Genomic DNA, 17,622 nt, shown 5'->3' with positions numbered 1-17,622 from the left:
AAAGAATAATATCATACGAAAAGTGCAAAAATGAATAAAAAAAAGAGAAATAATTTATATTTTCGACCATCCCATTCGCATTGATTATCGATGGGCTATCACTTATAATTAAATACATCTTTTGTGGCAATTTATTTGCCTTAGAATGGAGTAATAAATGAAATATATTAACACCCTCAAAGAGGGAGACAGAGGTACAGAGACATACTTATGTAAGAAGAAAACACTTGGTGTATCTAAGACTGGAAAGGCATTTGAATCACTTACTCTTTGTGATAAGACAGGCACTATCGATGCCAAGATTTGGGACGTAGATTCCGAAGGCATCAGCGATTATGATGAGCTTGATTTCATTACAGTTACTGGTGATATCACAAGCTGGAACGGTGCTTTACAGTTTAATATTAAAAGACTTCGCAAGGCTAATCCTGGCGAATTCGAAATATCTGATTATATCCCTTCTAGCAAGAAGGATATCGGTGAAATGTGGAGTGCTTTAATCAAGCTTATCAATTCCGTAAAATCACCATATATGAAAGCATTACTTAACAAATACTTCGTTGAGGATAAAGAATTCATCGAGACATTTAAGGGACACTCAGCTGCAAAATCTGTTCATCACGGTTTCACAGGGGGCCTTTTAGAGCACACTCTTTCAGTTGCTACAAACTGTGATTACTTCAGCAATCAGTATCCATTTTTAGATAGAGATTTGCTCATCACAGCAGCTATTTTCCATGATATAGGAAAGGTGAGAGAGCTCTCAGAATTCCCTAGAAATGACTACACTGACGAAGGCCAGCTCCTTGGTCACATTTTTGTTGGTGCCAGCATGGTAGACAGAGCTATCGACGACATCCCAAATTTCCCAGAGGTTAAGCGTAAAGAGCTTATCCACTGTATTCTTTCTCACCACGGCGAGCTGGAGTTTGGCTCACCAAAGAAGCCAGCTATTGCAGAGGCTATCGCCCTTTCATTTGCTGACAATATCGATGCCAAGATGGAAACAATCTTTGAAGCTCTCGAAAATGTTGAAGAAAACAACCTCACATGGCAGGGATTCAATCGTTTATTGGATTCAAACATCCGTAGAACAGGAAAGAATTAATGAATAAGAATGATATTGTAAGACTTACAATTGAAGATATGTCCTTGGAGGGAGCAGGAATTGGTCACACTGATGGTGTGACCATTTTTGTGAAGGACGCCGTGGTTGGGGATGTATGTGACGTCATCATCACAAAGGTTAAAAAGACCTATTGTTTTGCTGCTCTTAAGGAAGTTGTGGAGGCCAGCCCATATCGAGTGCAGCCTGCCTGCCCAAATGCAAAGCAGTGCGGTGGGTGTCAGATTATGCAGGTATCCTATGATAAGCAGCTTGAGATTAAGGATAATATTGTAGCAAACAACCTTGTCAAAATCGGCGGATACGATAGAGCATTTGTGGACTCTATACGTGAGCCTATTATTGGCATGACCGAGCCACTTCGCTATCGCAATAAGGCCCAGGTTCCAATCGGACTTGATAAAGATGGCAATATTATTGCAGGCTTTTACGGAGCCAGAAGCCATAGAATTGTTCCATCAGATGATTGTAAGATTTGCTCGAAGAAGAGCATGGATATCGTATATGCGGTAATCGATTATATGAATGAATGTAGCATCAAGCCATATGACGAGGCTACTGGAAAAGGCCAGATTCGTCACGTCCTGGTCCGCGAGGGTAAGGCCACAGGTGAGACAATGGTATGTGTAGTAGTTAATGGAGATTCACTACCTAAGGTTGATTCACTGGTGGCTCATATCAAAACAGTAGAGTCAGAGCTTGCATCACTTGTGCTTAATGTAAACACTCGCCGTGACAATGTCATCATGGGATATGAGACAAAAGCTTTATATGGCAAAGAAGCAATTCGCGATACAATCACCCTCACTAGCGGTGATACAATAGCCTTTGATATCAGTGCCAATTCCTTCTATCAGGTGAACCATGACCAGATGGAGAGACTTTATAGTAAGGCACTTGAATATGCAGATTTGCACGGCACAGAGGAGGTCTGGGATCTTTACTGCGGCATCGGTACCATTTCGCTTTCTATGGCAAAGCGAGCAGGCCGTGTAATCGGTATCGAGGTAGTACCTCAGGCCATCGAAAATGCCAAGGCCAATGCAAAGCTAAATGGACTCGATAATGCAGAGTTCTATTGCGGGGAGGCAGAAGTGGTCCTTCCAGAGATTTATGAGAAGATGTCCCATCCGGATGTCATCATGGTAGACCCACCTCGCAAAGGCTGCGATGTAGTTGCTCTTGATACCATGATAAAAATGCAGCCATCCCGTATCGTATACGTCAGCTGCGACAGCGCCACACTGGCCCGCGACCTGAAGCACTTAGAAGAAAATGGATATTATTTGCAGAAGTACACTGTCTGCGATCAGTTTGGCCACACCATGCACACAGAAACGGTTGCGTTATTGTCCAAGAATTGGTCACAAGCTGAGCATTATATAGATGTAAAAGTAGATTTGGCAGAGATGGACATATAGGTATTCGAGCCTATCTCTTTTTTGAATCAAATGCTAAATTTGAATGAAAAAATAAAGAAATTATATATATGACCGATATAATATATGAAGTATTATATTGAAGCCATGAAGGCGTCTGAATCAAGGGATTGATATACCCTGGGTTCAGATGCCTTTTTTGTATTGGAGGTGGAATATGGATATTAGCAGTTTGAGCGGAGTGGCAAGTGCGTACAGTTACGTAAATCAGATTATGAATAAGTCGGTCTCATCATCCAGTTTTGTGAATACATTGAAAGAGACCTATTCCTTGGATAATGCCGTATCTATAGAACTGAGTTTTGAAGACTCATTGAAAGCTAAATATCCCGGAGCTAAATACCATGTAATGGATGCTTCTAAAATCTCCCAGGGAATATGGGAGCGTAATGATTTTCCTTTTGAAAAATTTTTTGAGGACGACATTGATGAATCTGTTCTGAACTGGACACCAACGGGAAAAAATCCAGATATGGTAGATTCTTGTGTTCAGGCTAGATTAGATTCTACATTAGGTGGAAAGGCGATAGTTGTTCCGCAAGAGTTGGAAGAGAAAATGAAGAATAATCCTGAACTGGCTCAAAAGGTCATGGATAAAGTTGATAGTTTTATTGCAAACCATCCTACAAGACCGGGACGGGTATTATCATACTTGATTGCATTGGACGAAAATGGAGACATTGCACATTTTCGAGTAACAGGTGGCGGAGGTCACATATCTGGTCCTTCAGAAGAAGAATTAAGACAGTTCGAAGAAGAGCAGAAAGCAAAGAGGGAGAAAAAAGCAAAGCAAGAGCGTGAGAATATAGAACAGAGCCAAGAGGCTGCAGATGAACGTAGACGTATTCAGGAAGAGATTTATCACAGGAGAAGTATAGAAGCTGTTCTTAATGAGCAGATGCTTGGATTGGGGACATTTGCTTTTGGAGATACCCCAGAAAGTGTGTTAACAGCTTATGGAGCTGGAGTATCACTCCCTAATAGTTTGTATTTATAGAAAAAGGTCGGTGATGATATGAACAATACTATTGATGTAAATGGAATGACGAGTTATTATAGCAGCTTTATCAAATCTGTTACAGCTAAGACATCGGTGAATAATGGTTCGAAGATTAATAGTGGAACTGTGAACGGTGAAAAGGATTCTTTCATTTCTACGCTAAGTTCAAAAGTGGAAACAGCTGGTGCATTAGAGGAAACAGCAGCTGTTTCCACAAAGGATATGACATTGGAAGAATATAAGCAATATATTAATGACACGATTTCTAAATATAACATACATTCATCCCATTCTTGCGACAGCTATGCTATTTCAATTTCTGATGAGGGCTTCAAGGCAATGCAGGCAGATCCTGAGTATGAGAAATGGGTTATGGATAGCATTAAGGGGATGCTTGGCAATGAGTATTCAAGTGGCAACCGAGCATTAACAGGTCCTCTCTGTTGTGTTTGTAGTTTTGGGGCATCTAAAGCGGAATGTCGGTGTTTAAGTTGGTCGAATGGTTATCAGAATGGAAACGGCGAAAAGGTATGGGAAGAAAAGTCGAGGGACAGCTTTTGGACAAAACGTGCAGAACAGAAAAAGATTCAAAACAGGATAGACAAAGAGGCTTCTGAAAAGAAGCAGCTGGAAGAAAAATGGCTACAGGAAGCGGCTGAGAAGAGACAGGCATACATTGATTTTCTGAGTGGTAAGACGTCGTTTAAGACAAATAACATTTCAGAATCCAACGATTTCTTCCAGATGCCAATAAATCCAAAGATGGCTAGTATAGTATCAGCTTATGAAGTGGGAACTTTAGTGGACAAATGAAGAGTTATATAAATGTTATAGCAAATTATTTTCTCTTTCCTCTACCCTTATGAGGGTTCTTAAAAATAGGATGCTTACAGCCCTTTTTAATTAAATAAACCAAGGTATTAAGCTCTTCATCAGTATATACCTTAAGATTAACACCACAAGTTGAGCCTTTGAATTTTTTTCTGTAAACATGGAACTTCTATGATAACTTAGATTTATGATGGATGTAGTCAGATTGGCTACATCTTTTTTATATACATATAGCATGAACTTTCGTCAATAATTTTTAATTTGATTATGATAAAAAAATAAAGTACAATTTTACACAATACAGCAAAAAAGAGGCTTGTTTAAGGGAGGAACAACATGAATATTGAGCAAGAAATGTATGACAGAGTGACCGAATTCGTTGCAAAGCGTTTCCCTGAGGATTGGGGTGGTGCAGCTATCATTCATACGGAAGAAGGTAATTTTTATACTAGCGTGGCTGTTGAAAGTGCTAATGGTTCTGTTTTATTATGCATTGAAACTGGAGCGATTTGCGAAGCACACAAATTCAATGAAAAAGTTACCCATTGTTTGTGTGTAGTACGAGATGATGAAAACTCGCCATTTAAAGTACTTTCGCCTTGTGGCGTTTGCCAAGAACGTTTGCGTTATTGGGGAACTGATGTAAAAGTTGGTGTAACAACTGATGATGGCACTCTTAAATTTATTACATTACATGAATTACAGCCCTATCATTGGACAAATGCTTATCCAGCTGATGAATTAGAACATTTTATAAAATTAGATTTAGAATTTTAATTGGTGGCATAAAATACTACTACCTTAATTTAAGGTAGTAGTTATTTTAATTCTTGATTGAATTCAACATATAAAGAAAAAGTGTTAAGTAAATTAGAAGGAGTTCTAATTATAAGATTTTCAGTCATTTATTTTAGAATTTGAGAGGCATAAGTAATGATTCTACGGATAGTTTTATTGTCATAGCCTGAGAGTTTTTGAACAAGAGAAAAAATTTCAGGATTATCATTTTTATCTATTACTATTCTATCTGGAGAAATATCATCAGTTTTACCTGTGAGATAATCAACTGATGTGTTAAAACACTGTGCAATTACTTCTAATGTCTGCATAGAAGGGGTTCTATCCCCATATTCATATCTACAATATCCAATTTTGGACAAATTTAATCTGCGAGATGCTTCAGCCTTGGTTATGCCAAGGTTTTCTCTTGCTGCAGTTATTCTTTTTGCAATTATCTCGTCCGCCATATTAATACCTCCGAAGTTGACAAGTAACCAATGGATAATATATGATAATCTGTATCCAATGGTTACTATACTATATTATGATAAAAAAAGAAAATATGGCTAATCTAATAGAAAGGATTAATGGTAAAGATTAGGTAGTCAGATATAAATATACTTGCTATATACCTGCGCTGCGTGTATAATTTGCTTATAGAGATTTATGATATTAGAATTTAAAAATATAGCCACAAAAAGAGTGTATGAGCAACATTTTGTTAAATCGATACCAAATGACGTGGCGAGAATAGCATTGCGAAAGCTTATAATGATAGATAATGCTAATTGTATTAATGATTTGAGAGTTCCTCCTGGAAATAGATTGGAAAAACTTTCGGGAGATAGAGAAGGACAATATAGCATTAGGATTAATGATCAATATAGAATCTGCTTCAAGGAACAGGATGGAGATTTTTATGATGTTGAGATAACAGATTATCATTAGGATTTTCTGTTGCTAGGAGGAAAAGAAAATGGCAGTAATTATTCAGACACCAACAATGGGTGAGATTCTAAAAGAAGAATTCATGGACCCATTAGGTATTTCTGCATACAGGTTGGCACACGAAATATTTGTGCCTGTTTCTAGAATACAGGATATAATTCATGACCGTAGACAGATAACAGTTGATACCTCACTGAGACTTGGAAAGTTCTTTGGAGTAAGTGACGATTATTTTTTGAAAATGCAAAATGATATAAACCTTAGAAACGCGAGAATAGAGTTGGAAGAGGAATTATCTAAGATTAGATTGTATAAATAAAAAAAGAAACGAGTAACCTTTTAGAACCTATCACATTCCATAAACATCTCACAGAAAGTTTACATAAATTTACTTATTACACAACAATATAATGGTAAATTATTATTAGATATGTGTACGAATGATTCCGTGGGCTAAACTATAAATGGAAGTCAAGCTGAGACGGTTGTAAAATTAGTTATAAAACGATAAATATTTCACGAAACCTCTTGATACATAACATAAAAGCGCTTATAATTCTCGTATATTTATGGTGAATGCTAGAAGTCACTATATTAAAGGGAGAAGCGTAATGGCTTTATATATGTATGTTTGCTCGAAATGCAAAAAGAAGGTTTATTTGAATTTTAATGATGTGAAGTTATATATTGCTGATGGCAGAAAGCATATCTGTCCAGAATGTAAGAAAAGCATGTAAAAAGGGAGGTTTGAACCTCCCTTTTAGTATATTAGAAATTGATTGTCTTTGGAGCTGCTGTGAATGATGAGATAGTAGCTACTGCGTTCTTGAAGTAGAGAACCTCGGTGTTGTCATCTTCTGCAGAGTACTGAGCTTTTAAGTCAGGATAGTTATCAAGCATATGAGCCTTAGCTTCTACACGGTCATCTCTTACAAGCTCTCCACAGATACGAATCCACTGTCCATCCTTGAATGCACAGATTTCAACCTTTGGATTAGCCTGAATCTGCTTTGAAACATCTTTAGACTTTCCTGTCTGGATGTAAAGCTTATCTTCGAAAATTTCAATTGTGCCGAATGGGCGAACTCTTGGCTGGTCACCTTCTACTGTTGCAAGGTAGTAAATACCAGCATCTTTTAAAAACTGACAAACTTCTTTCATGAAAATATCCTCCTTATGAAATAAATTGTACGCAATCTATTATAGGCAAATGCTTGTATATTTTCAATTAAAAAGAAAAGGTTATTTTTTGCAGCTGTAAAGTAAATAACAACTGACCAAGAATAATATGAACCAGCATGCAAACCCAAAGGTTTTTAGTACGACGATAAATATAATTCATAAATAAAACAAATAGAATTGTCAGCGCTATCATTGGAAAACCGTAGGTGTAATGCATGGCTCCAAAGAAGAGTGCTACAACAGAAACCGATTTATGTTTTCTGTGATTACCGACTAACAGTGTACGCATTCCGTCATAACCCATGACATTCATACAATATTCCTGCCAAAATGCAGTGAATGGATATAACATTGTGTTGGTTGTGATTTTTCCTGGAGTCAATCTATCAAGATAAAAGAATGGCTGGCAGCGCTTAAGCATAATTGGATTCAGCTGAAGTATTGCAAACTTCAATAGAATCATTAATCCACCGAAAAAGGCACAAACCAAGAAACCTCTAGTGATAGCATTCCATATTTTTGCTTTATTAACTTTTAGTGGTTCGATTAGGAAGTCTGTAGGCACTTTTCGTACCAGCGGCACCAGCGTGCCAATCGCTAGAATCAGACCAACATAGTTTCCAATTCGATAGATGGAAGTTGATTCATAAAAATAATCGATGGCTGAATTAAAAATGATGTACAGCGACATGTAAGTCAGATAAGCAATAATTAGATATTCAGAATATTGCTTTTTTGGATCGATTCCAGATTTTGAAATTACCTTATTGTCCATAACGTGAGCCCCTTTAATACATTATAGAAATATTTTATCACATTTTTTAGCATTGGAGCTATAAATTGTCAGTTTTTTATCCGATATAAAATACGAAGACTAGGCACATGGATGTGCAACAGTTTTCGGCGTTTGGCACTTTTATATTCTTTATTTGTGGAAAGGAGTCCGCTATGAAGATTGAAAACAGCCATGTAAACATGGCATCTCAACACAATTCTTATTCTTACACCCATATTGAAACCGTTACAATTGAACAGAGAGCGAATGTGGATACGCTTGGTGCGATTGTTGAGTTATCAAAGGATGGGGAAAAATCATTAAAAGAATCACTAGAAGAGTATCAGAAAACTGAAAAGGAACAGGAAAAGGAAAGACAACAAAAGAATCTTCAAAGCATGATTAACCAAATGGCTGAGCATGATAAGCAGATTCGAGAGGCTAATGCTCAGATGTCCCAGTGGGATTTAGAAGATTTGCAAATTAGTCTTGTGAAGAAGATTCTTGATCTTCTCAATGGAAAAACAAGCCCTAACGACAAAAAGTTGTCTGATCAAGTGCGAGCCTTTAATGATTGGCAACGAAATGTATTTTCAAAATGCGAAGTGGATGGAGTTAAGTTTAGTGTAAATGGCGCGCAGCAGAATACACTGGATTTATCGTCAGGTGGTAGAACTTCCACCCAGGTATGGCAGCGCATTACTGCAACATCCGGTTCTCATTTGGAGTATGAAAATACAGGATTTAAGAGCACAGGAACGGTGCAAACCTCCGATGGCCGTAGCATAAACTTTAATGTGGAAGTTCAGCTAGGCCGCAGCTTGTCTCAAAAGATTGATTCCATATCAGAAGAGACGTACACAAGAATTCTAACAGACCCTCTTGTAATAAATATGGATACAAATGCTACATCAATATCAGACCAAAAGTTTAAGTTTGATATTGATTCAGATGGAAAGGAAGATGACATTTCTTTTGTTGGACAGGGAAGCGGCTTTCTGGCGTTGGATAAAAATGAGGATGGCAAGATTAACGACGGTTCAGAATTGTTTGGAACTAAGTCAGGTGATGGTTTCAGAGATTTGTCAGAATATGATGAAGACAAAAATGGCTGGATTGACGAAAATGATTCTATCTTCAACAAACTTAAAGTTTGGACCAAGGATGCAGAGGGAGATGACAAACTTCTGAATCTGAAGCAGGCTGATGTGGGAGCCATTTACCTTGGTAATATAGATACTGAATTTTCATATAAGAATGTGGCTGGTCAGACCGATGCAGTTCTTAGAAAATCAGGAATATATCTAAAAGAAAGCACAGGAGCTGCGGGAACTGTAGCCCATGTTGATTTGTCGTTGTAGTATTAGTATTTAGAAGTGCCATAATATGATTTTCAACTAGGAGTCTTAGGTAAAGGCTCCTAGTTTTTTATTTTAATCCTATTTCTTAAACAAATCTTAATAATTTACCCCATTGGAACTTAAGATAATATACAATAATATATATTTGTGATTAATCATAGGAGACCGAAAGGTCCCAAAAATATGGGAGATAAAATGAACAAAATTCTAATATGTGACGACGAACCAGATATCATTTCAGCGTTAAAAATCTATCTTGTAAGTGAAGGTTTTGAAGTGATTAGTGCTTCAAATGGAAAAGAGGCAGTTGATATTCTTAAAACTCAGACTGATATTAAGTTGATTCTTATGGATGTGATGATGCCTGTAATGGATGGTATTGCGGCCATGGCTGAAATAAGAACATTTTCAAATGTGCCAATCATCATGCTTACTGCCAAAAGCGAAGATGCTGATAAGGTTATGGGGCTAACAATAGGCGCTGACGATTATGTAACAAAGCCTTTTAATCCAGTAGAGCTGATGGCTAGAGTTAAATCTCAGATTAGAAGATACACGCTACTTGGTGCATCAACAGAGGAAGCTTCTGACAATGACAGTATTCTTCAAATTGGTGGCATCGAGCTAAATGATAAATCTAAAGAGGTTACACTTGATGGCAATCTGGTAAATCTCACTCCGCTTGAATATGACATATTAAAACTTCTTATGACACATAAGGGGGAAGTTCTCTCACCACGCGACATTTATGAGAAGGTTTGGAATGATACAGTACTTGGTGCAGAAAGCACTGTGGCTGTTCATATCCGCCATCTCAGGGAAAAATTAGAATATGACAGTGCCAATCCAAGATACCTAAAGGCTGTCTGGGGGCACGGATATAAGATTGATGACTAGCTCATCAGGAGGATGATTATGAAACGACTATACAGTAATGCAAGTAAGATACTTCTTGCAGTGGGATGCACTATTTTTGCATTTATTTGCGTTTTATCGTTGGTGATATGCGCGTTCTTCCAAAGCTGGAAGTTATATTCGAATGATAAAGATGCATTTTCAGATTTTGCTTATAGATACGCGGGCACTAGTTATGCTACTTTAGCTCTTTCTGATAATCAGGATGATTTTCATAAAGACAAGCTAGATAAAATGAACTGCTATTATGGCATTATCAAAGGGACAAATGCTGAAAACATTGATCTTGATGATGAATCTTTGTATTTATATAAAAATTTCACCACAACTGTTCCAGATAATGCTTATGTAGGAGATTACAGTATTAATCCAGATACAGAATTTGTGCTTAGTGATAATTTCCTGGACATATGGGGTGGCAATCAGATTATTGATGTAAATACTACTGAATGGAAAACTTATGATATCAATGGTATTGGTTATGATCCTATAAGTCAGAACATGTACGTATATAGTAACGGTGAGTTTTACAAGCTTAGTGAGTCATGTTATGACATTTGTACAGTCACATATGCTGATGAAGAGTCAAAAGAAGATGCTTATTGGAACTCATCTGCAAATATTATTTACAGAAAAATTTGGGAAGCCAATAAACCGGATGCGGTAGATTATTATACTCCTTTAGAAGAGGGAGATAGTGATGAGACAACATATACAATAGAAGATGAGGATTCGGATGAATCTACAGAAGAAGAAACAACAGATGAAACAACAGAAGAATATGAAGTTGATTATTTGCCGGCAGAACGTGCTCTGCCTAATGCTCCTGTAGAAAATACAGATGGTTTGTATATTGAAGATACCCAGTTTTCTCCAATCACAGATAGTATAGAAGATTTTGCTATTAATATTTATGTGGACGGGTACGGAGAGGAAGCACCAATGGGTGAATATATTGCTGACTTTTCTACTATACATAACACACTTTCAGAAATAAATTATGAAGCATATTTAGAAACTGCTTCTACAGTTGAGGTTGCAACTTTAAATCCTGAAACAGAAAATTATGTTTTTGTATGCTTCCCTAAAGATACATTTAATGGAGTAAATGATTTTTATGCACAGGCTAAATGGTTCATCGGATTTGCCGAGGATACAAAATACGTATTTCCGATAGCAGCGGTACTTTCATTTATACTTTCAATCCTATGTTATGTTCTGTTTATGTGCGCAATTGGTCATAAAAAAGATTCCGATGAAATTAGCGTTAATTGGATTGGTAAAGTTTGGACTGATGTATTTTTCTGGTGTGCCGTTATTGTAGAATACATCATTTTTGCAATATTTTGCTGGATTGTAAGAACAATGAGAGATAGCAATTTGTCTCTAGGCATGTCTATATTTATATTTGGAATAGTTACAGCAGCTATGATGGCAGTAGGTCTTATGTGGTCTGCAAACTTAGCGGTAAATGTAAAACTACATCGATTCTTTAAGCATACATGTGCCTACAAAATCATCGTCTGGGGGAAGGGTCGGCTTGCTATCCTTCATCAGCAGTCAATAAAGATTCGTAAAAATATTAAATGGACTAGAAGAATTTGGTTTATCTTTATCGTAATTACGATAATTGAATATTTTGTAATTATGATGTCGTACGATACTAGAGGAATTGCTCCATTCTGGGTACTTGAAAAAATAGCTTATGTCGTTGTGCTTCGCAAATTGTTATATAGCTATGCCAGAATAAAGGAGACAGCCATAGCCCTTGCGGCAGGAGATTTATCAGCAAAGGTTGATTTAAAGGGGATGCCACTGTTTTTAGAGGAGCATGCCGTTGCTATGAATCAAATTGGTGATGGTATCAATGTAGCTCTTGATGAACGAACCAAAAGCGAGAGAATGAAGACTGAACTTATAACTAATGTCTCTCACGACATTAAGACTCCGCTTACATCAATCATCAACTACGTGGATTTGCTTGACAAAGAAAAGATTGATAATGAAAAGGCAAAGGAATATTTAGGAGTCCTTAGTCGCCAGTCAGCACGTCTGAAAAAGCTAATAGAAGATTTAATAGAAGCATCAAAAGCATCTACGGGAAATATTAAATTTACCATGGAAATAATAAATGCTGTTGTTCTTTTAAATCAATCAATAGGTGAATTTAGCGAAAGACTAGAAACTGGCAAGATTACAGTGGTAACAGATTTTCCAGCAGATGACATCTTCCTTATGGCGGACAATCGATATCTTTGGAGAATTTTTGATAACCTTATGTCAAATATCGTAAAATATGCGCAACCGGATACAAGAGCGTATATTGATTTGAAGAGAGTAGACGGCAAAGTCAGATTTAACTTTAGAAACACATCAAAAAATGAGTTAAACATTTCGGCAGATGAGCTTATGGAGCGTTTTGTTCGTGGCGACAAGTCTCGTTTCACAGACGGAAATGGCTTAGGTCTTTCCATAGCAAAGAGCTTAACAGAATCAATGGGAGGCTCATTGACTCTTGAGATTGATGGAGATTTGTTTAAAGCAATAGTTGAATTTGACGAGCTTAAAACAGAAGAATAAAAATAATAAACTTAACCTGTTAATTTGTGGCAAAACCTGTCCGATATAAAACATGGAGAATGAAAAAGGAGGGTTTTGATGAGTACGATTAATAATTCTTATGAGTATTATCAGAGTAGTCAAGGTCTGCTTTCAATGTTAAATAGCAAAAAAAGTGGAAATGCGCTTATCGACCAAATCATCTCAAACAATGATTTGAAATATCAGCAGAAGATGGAATCCATGGGACTATCATCTAGTAGCTCCAACAGCAAATACAAAAATGTTGATAAGGCTGCTACAAATCTTTTGGATGCTCTTTCAAAGCTTGATGATAAGTCTTTATATGAGGCAGAGTCAGGAAAAGAATATGATAATGCTGACTTGTTAAAGGGAGTTACTAATTTTGTAACTGCTTACAACAGCACTATTACAAATCTGACTTCATGTGGAGGCACATTATACAACACATTCCAATCAGAGTTCTTGGAGGCTTACAAAGCGAAGGCTGAGGATTTTGCAAATATCGGAATTTCAATGGGCAGCGATAACAAGCTTGTAATTGATCAGGAAAAGCTTGCAGCTGCAAATCCAGAGGATATCAAAGCTCTACTTGGTAGTACCTCTTCATATTACAAAAACATTGCCAGCACAGTTGATTCTATTGACACAATAGTCAATAAGGCTATGGCGCTAAGCTCAGGAACTTATAGTTCGAGTGGCTTGATGCTTTAAACGATATTAAGGATATCAAAAGGTTCATGGATGAAATAACAATCATTCATGAACCTTTTTATTTGTAAGGTATAGGAGAAGACTATGCAGATATCATTTGATTTAGGAAACATGAGTTTTCAAAATAATAGTATAGATGGCCAAACGGTATCAGCTCATTTGACGAATGTGGTTAGAAAACTACAGGAGGAAGCCTCTGATTCAAATAGCAAGGAAGATCCTAAGCTGATGGAAAAAATACAGGCAAAAATAAAAAGCGGGAAGAGGCTAACTAAAAAGGAAGAGTCATATTTAAAAGAGCACAATCCAGAACTCTATCTACAATATCTCAGAATCAGAAGAATGGCTGAAAATCTGGAGCATCAGCTGAAGACTGCTCAGTCTAAAGAAGAGGTTAATGACATTATTTTCTTTGCTTACAACAGTATTTCAGATAAAGATGAATATAAAACAGCTATAATTGCAGCCTTGGATGAAGTAGTAAGGGAATTCAAAAAGACAGATGCATATGCTAGTTTGCCCAGCAATAATGATGAAATAGAAGAGGCAAGAAAAACTAATAGAAACAAAGGCGAGGGCTTGGAGGACGAGGATGAAAATGCTAGTATAGGAGAAGATGATTTTGATGTTATGGCATGGTCTCCTTTACAAGAAGTAATAGATTCTATGCCTACTCTGGATTTACAGTCTTAGCGGAGGATAATAATGACTAAAATACTTTTTGTTTGCCATGGTTCAATTTGTCGCTCGCCTATGGCCAAATATGTGATGCAGGATATGGTAGACAAGCGGGGAATTGCGGCGGATTTCTATATTGATTGTGCAGCCATGACATACGAAGAGATTGGTAATCCGGTTTATCCTCCTGTTCGACAATTACTTAATGAAAAGGGGATAGATTGTAGTGGTTACGGTGCTCGTCATATTAGAAAGGACGAGTATAGAGATTTTGATTATATAATTGGAATGGATGCAGAAAACATGCGTGACTTACGCTATGAATTTGGTGAAGACCGGGATAATAAAATCTACAGGCTTCTTGATTTTACCGATAGACCACGTGATATTGATGATCCTTGGTACACTCGAAAGTTTGATGTTTGTTATAGGGATGTATTGGCTGGTTGCGAAGGCCTTTTAATGCATCTAAATTATTAATATTGATAACAAGAAAAGCTCTTAGTCATGGCTAAGAGCTTTTAGTATATTTCTTTATAAATTCATCCATTGGAATCGGAGGAGAATAGTACATTCCCTGTAGATAATCAAATCCAATAGATTTCATTGTATCTGCTATTTCTTTTGTTTCTATTCCTTCGGCAGTAAGGCTATACCCAGTTTCTTTGAATGCTTTTATCAGCATAGGTAAAAGTAAATTTGGATTATCACAGTAGTCCCATACAATACTCATATCGATTTTGACGTTGGAAAATGGTGAATGCTTAAGCCTACTAATGTTTGAATAGCCTGTTCCATAATCATCAAGAGAAAACAGGAACCCTTTTTGACGAAGACTTTGAATTTGATTATTCGTAATATCATCATCAACGATTACCGCCTCTGTTATTTCAAGATGAATGTCGGAAGGGCGAAGATTATATTTCTCAATGAGATTGCTGAAATCTGATGCTAAATCCTTTTTCATAAATTGTGCAGCAGATAGATTTACATTAATCCACTCTAATCCCAATGCACTCATGTCATTTTCGCTGATGAATTTACAGGTTTTCTCAAAAACCTGTTCTCCTAGTTGATTTATTCGACCATTGCTTTCAGCAATTGGAATAAACTTGTTAGGAGATATTATTTCGCCTTTATCATCTCTAATTCTACATAGACTTTCGGCACCTACCAAAGTATTTGTCTGGGCATCCATAATAGGCTGCAAAAATACTTCGATTTTATTGTTTTCGATTGCTTTTTCAAGGGCTCGCTTGATGGCAGTATTGTTTTGTACTGCATCAAACATGTCTCGGCCCACAAGTATATGAGATTTGTCAGTACTATTGTTGGCCTTACTCAGGGCGTTTACTAAAGTATTAATGACGATATCTGAATCATACATTTCATAGTCAGGGCTTACTTCAACAAATCTTGCCTCCAAATACAGTTCAACGTTGTCGGATAACCAAGGGGACTTGAAACGTTCTTCGATTTTTTTAATTACAGCTGAAACATCGACGCTGGATTTTGTCATAATGACAAATCTGCCTGATCGATAATAGAATAGCTTTTCTTTTGGGAGAATTCGTCTTAGGTATAAACCGATGAGACGGATACCAACATCCATCTGCTTTGCACCATAGATTTCTATAGCTTCCTGATAATGTCTAATCACAAATGCAAATATAGTGTTATATTTTTGCCTAGTTGTATCTTGAAGAATGATTCGTAGTCCTTCGCTATTGAATAAACGCGTCCTTCTTTCTATAAAATACTCTGGATTCATAAAAAGAAGATTTATAGAGATTATTGTCATTACGCAGAAAGTATCCATCAGTAGATATCTAGGAAACATGATTCTAAATATTAAGCCAACGATGAGGATTAATAAATAGAAAAGAATACCGAAAAAATCTCTCTTAGCTTTAAGCCTGCTTTTAAAAGTTACAGTAGCATGTGTGCTCAAGAATAGATATATAGCGAAATTTAAAACAATAATATTATATAAAGATCCACGCTGATAACCTGTACTTCCTATAAAAAATACAGCTTTTGTAAATGGGGAAGACAGCGTTACTACCTCTGTAATAATCATAGGTAAGCGGCATAAAAATGTTCTAAATTGATTCTCTGTTGGCTCCAACTCAAGAATGCTACAAGTGAACACAAAGAATGCGTATGCTCGTAAGATGAAGAAAATAAAGTAAAACATGTTGCTGGAAACAACTACGAATTTGGGCAAATCTTGATAGTTCTCACAGGCCCAGCTGGAGAATATATCAGATGTAATTACTGCAGTTTCAATTAATAAAAGGCTGACAAAGTTTTTGTTGACGCGGATAGGCAACCTTTGCAGCATAAAGTAATTGATTAGTAATATGGCCAGTATTAAGATGCTAGGTATAGCGAAACTATAATCCCACATAAGCCCCTCATTCAAATAAAATCTATACCTCTCCCTACAAATAATTGTATGCTATTATATCGTCTAATTCCAATGAACAATCTGTGACGGAATTAAGAATATGTTGCAATTAAGTAAATACCTTCTTATCATTTAAGTTAGACATGTTATCTACTAAAAGATGATTATTGTTATGTATATTAAATATAGGAGGAAATAAATATGAAGATTGCAATGGCTAACGATCATGCTGGCACTCAAATGAAGGAGGAAATTAAAGCTTATTTATTAAGCCAGGGATATGAAGTAGAAGATTTTGGAACATACGATGATAACAGCTGCGACTTATCAGACTTTGTGTATCCAGCTTCATTAGCAGTAGCAAAAGGTGAATGCGACAGAGGAATATTCTGCGATGGTGTAGGTTATGGTAGCGCACTTATTGCAAACAAGATAAACGGATGCTATGCAGCAGTATGCCAGGATCCATTATGTGCAACATTAGCTCGTCAGCATACAGATTCAAACATCCTTTGCCTTGGCGCAAAAATCATTGGTGGTTTGATGGCAATGGAAGTAGTTAAGACATGGCTTAATACTGAACCATTGATGGAAGAAAAGTATAGAAGAAGAGTACAGAAGGTTTGCGATATCAACGATAAGCATTGCGTGCCTGTAAAGTAAATTTGAGGTGCAAGTAAAGGGATTATAATTGGTATTGTGGGGTATTTACAAATATTGTACAAACAATTAGTGCAATTCAAACAAAAGGGTGCTTTTAGGGTGAATAGATTTACTTTAAAAAATCATCAAAAAAGGCTTTACAAGTGATGATACAGGTGATATTATAATCGAGCACTGAGGGACAGCAAGTCACACAGAGCAAAACAAATAAACGAAGATT

Annotated in this window: 19 protein-coding genes; 15 read left to right on the top strand and 4 right to left on the bottom strand. The window is 36.7% G+C overall.

The genetic code is table 11. From position 1 onward, the window contains the following. The first annotated feature begins 157 nt into the window (after window positions 1-157). From BM102_RS11295 to BM102_RS11275, 5 genes are all read left to right on the top strand, one after another. Window positions 158-1,108, top strand: a complete 951-nt coding sequence (locus BM102_RS11295) for a 3'-5' exoribonuclease YhaM family protein (protein ID WP_044936258.1) — start codon at window positions 158-160, stop codon at window positions 1,106-1,108. Then, the gene (gene rlmD, locus BM102_RS11290; protein WP_090482068.1) at window positions 1,108-2,547 is read left to right on the top strand and encodes a 23S rRNA (uracil(1939)-C(5))-methyltransferase RlmD; all 1,440 of its coding nucleotides are present in this window, start codon (window positions 1,108-1,110) and stop codon (window positions 2,545-2,547) included. Before BM102_RS11295 ends, rlmD begins: the two co-directional genes overlap by 1 nt. Window positions 2,548-2,722: 175 nt before the next feature. After that, window positions 2,723-3,562, top strand: coding sequence for a hypothetical protein (locus BM102_RS11285; RefSeq protein WP_090482066.1), 840 nt, complete (start codon window positions 2,723-2,725; stop codon window positions 3,560-3,562). Between the two features lie 18 nt (window positions 3,563-3,580). Next, window positions 3,581-4,378: a hypothetical protein gene (locus BM102_RS11280; RefSeq protein WP_090482063.1), complete on the top strand. Its 798-nt coding sequence runs from the start codon at window positions 3,581-3,583 to the stop codon at window positions 4,376-4,378. A 354-nt stretch (window positions 4,379-4,732) separates the two neighbouring features. Continuing rightward, window positions 4,733-5,173 carry a cytidine deaminase gene (locus tag BM102_RS11275; RefSeq protein WP_090482060.1) on the top strand — a complete coding sequence of 147 codons (441 nt, stop codon included), beginning with the start codon at window positions 4,733-4,735 and terminating at the stop codon, window positions 5,171-5,173. Between the two features lie 128 nt (window positions 5,174-5,301). On the opposite strand, the gene BM102_RS11270 is transcribed toward BM102_RS11275, so the two are convergent. Next, window positions 5,302-5,643, bottom strand: coding sequence for a helix-turn-helix domain-containing protein (locus BM102_RS11270; protein ID WP_090482057.1), 342 nt, complete (start codon window positions 5,641-5,643; stop codon window positions 5,302-5,304). A 199-nt stretch (window positions 5,644-5,842) separates the two neighbouring features. On the opposite strand from BM102_RS11270, the gene BM102_RS11265 reads away from it, so the two are divergent. From BM102_RS11265 to BM102_RS14595, 3 genes are all read left to right on the top strand, one after another. Continuing rightward, window positions 5,843-6,124 (top strand): type II toxin-antitoxin system RelE/ParE family toxin, encoded by a 282-nt coding sequence (locus tag BM102_RS11265; protein ID WP_028234702.1) that lies wholly within the window; start codon window positions 5,843-5,845, stop codon window positions 6,122-6,124. A gap of 28 nt (window positions 6,125-6,152) precedes the next feature. After that, a complete protein-coding gene (locus tag BM102_RS11260; protein ID WP_028234703.1) occupies window positions 6,153-6,443 on the top strand; it encodes a HigA family addiction module antitoxin in 291 nt (96 codons plus the stop codon). Window positions 6,444-6,735: 292 nt separating this feature from the next. Further along, a complete protein-coding gene (locus BM102_RS14595; RefSeq protein WP_256377526.1) occupies window positions 6,736-6,861 on the top strand; it encodes a hypothetical protein in 126 nt (41 codons plus the stop codon). 31 nt (window positions 6,862-6,892) lie between these two features. Here the strand turns inward: BM102_RS14595 and BM102_RS11255 are convergent, their stop codons facing one another. Both BM102_RS11255 and BM102_RS11250 read right to left on the bottom strand, forming a co-directional pair. After that, window positions 6,893-7,285: a pyridoxamine 5'-phosphate oxidase family protein gene (locus BM102_RS11255; protein ID WP_074792252.1), complete on the bottom strand. Its 393-nt coding sequence runs from the start codon at window positions 7,283-7,285 to the stop codon at window positions 6,893-6,895. Between the two features lie 67 nt (window positions 7,286-7,352). Further along, window positions 7,353-8,081: a CPBP family intramembrane glutamic endopeptidase gene (locus tag BM102_RS11250; protein WP_090482054.1), complete on the bottom strand. Its 729-nt coding sequence runs from the start codon at window positions 8,079-8,081 to the stop codon at window positions 7,353-7,355. A gap of 173 nt (window positions 8,082-8,254) precedes the next feature. Between BM102_RS11250 and BM102_RS11245 the strand changes: the two genes are divergently transcribed. The 6 genes from BM102_RS11245 (at window position 8,255) to BM102_RS11220 (ending at window position 14,809) form a co-directional block, all read left to right on the top strand. Further along, window positions 8,255-9,442 (top strand): hypothetical protein, encoded by a 1,188-nt coding sequence (locus tag BM102_RS11245; RefSeq protein ID WP_090482051.1) that lies wholly within the window; start codon window positions 8,255-8,257, stop codon window positions 9,440-9,442. Between the two features lie 195 nt (window positions 9,443-9,637). After that, window positions 9,638-10,339 (top strand): response regulator transcription factor, encoded by a 702-nt coding sequence (locus BM102_RS11240; protein WP_090482148.1) that lies wholly within the window; start codon window positions 9,638-9,640, stop codon window positions 10,337-10,339. A gap of 18 nt (window positions 10,340-10,357) precedes the next feature. After that, window positions 10,358-12,937, top strand: coding sequence for a sensor histidine kinase (locus BM102_RS11235; RefSeq protein WP_177194961.1), 2,580 nt, complete (start codon window positions 10,358-10,360; stop codon window positions 12,935-12,937). A gap of 78 nt (window positions 12,938-13,015) precedes the next feature. Continuing rightward, window positions 13,016-13,651: a hypothetical protein gene (locus tag BM102_RS11230; protein ID WP_044936253.1), complete on the top strand. Its 636-nt coding sequence runs from the start codon at window positions 13,016-13,018 to the stop codon at window positions 13,649-13,651. Window positions 13,652-13,735: 84 nt separating this feature from the next. Beyond that, entirely contained in the window at window positions 13,736-14,344 is a 609-nt protein-coding gene (locus BM102_RS11225; protein WP_049960313.1) for a hypothetical protein, read from the top strand. A gap of 12 nt (window positions 14,345-14,356) precedes the next feature. Further along, the gene (locus BM102_RS11220) at window positions 14,357-14,809 is read left to right on the top strand and encodes a low molecular weight protein-tyrosine-phosphatase (protein ID WP_090482046.1); all 453 of its coding nucleotides are present in this window, start codon (window positions 14,357-14,359) and stop codon (window positions 14,807-14,809) included. A gap of 31 nt (window positions 14,810-14,840) precedes the next feature. Here the strand turns inward: BM102_RS11220 and BM102_RS11215 are convergent, their stop codons facing one another. Further along, complete coding sequence (locus tag BM102_RS11215; RefSeq protein WP_090482043.1) at window positions 14,841-16,739, bottom strand: EAL domain-containing protein; 1,899 nt, start codon at window positions 16,737-16,739, stop codon at window positions 14,841-14,843. Between the two features lie 201 nt (window positions 16,740-16,940). Here BM102_RS11215 and BM102_RS11210 point away from each other — a divergent pair, with 201 nt between their 5' ends. After that, window positions 16,941-17,402: an RpiB/LacA/LacB family sugar-phosphate isomerase gene (locus BM102_RS11210; protein WP_074792266.1), complete on the top strand. Its 462-nt coding sequence runs from the start codon at window positions 16,941-16,943 to the stop codon at window positions 17,400-17,402. The last annotated feature ends 220 nt before the right edge of the window (window positions 17,403-17,622 follow it).

It is taken from the genome of Pseudobutyrivibrio sp. JW11 (assembly GCF_900115355.1).
Lineage (GTDB): Bacteria > Bacillota > Clostridia > Lachnospirales > Lachnospiraceae > Pseudobutyrivibrio > Pseudobutyrivibrio ruminis.
The sequence above is the reverse complement of the archived record's forward strand: the minus strand, read 5'-3'. Positions and strand labels throughout refer to the sequence as shown.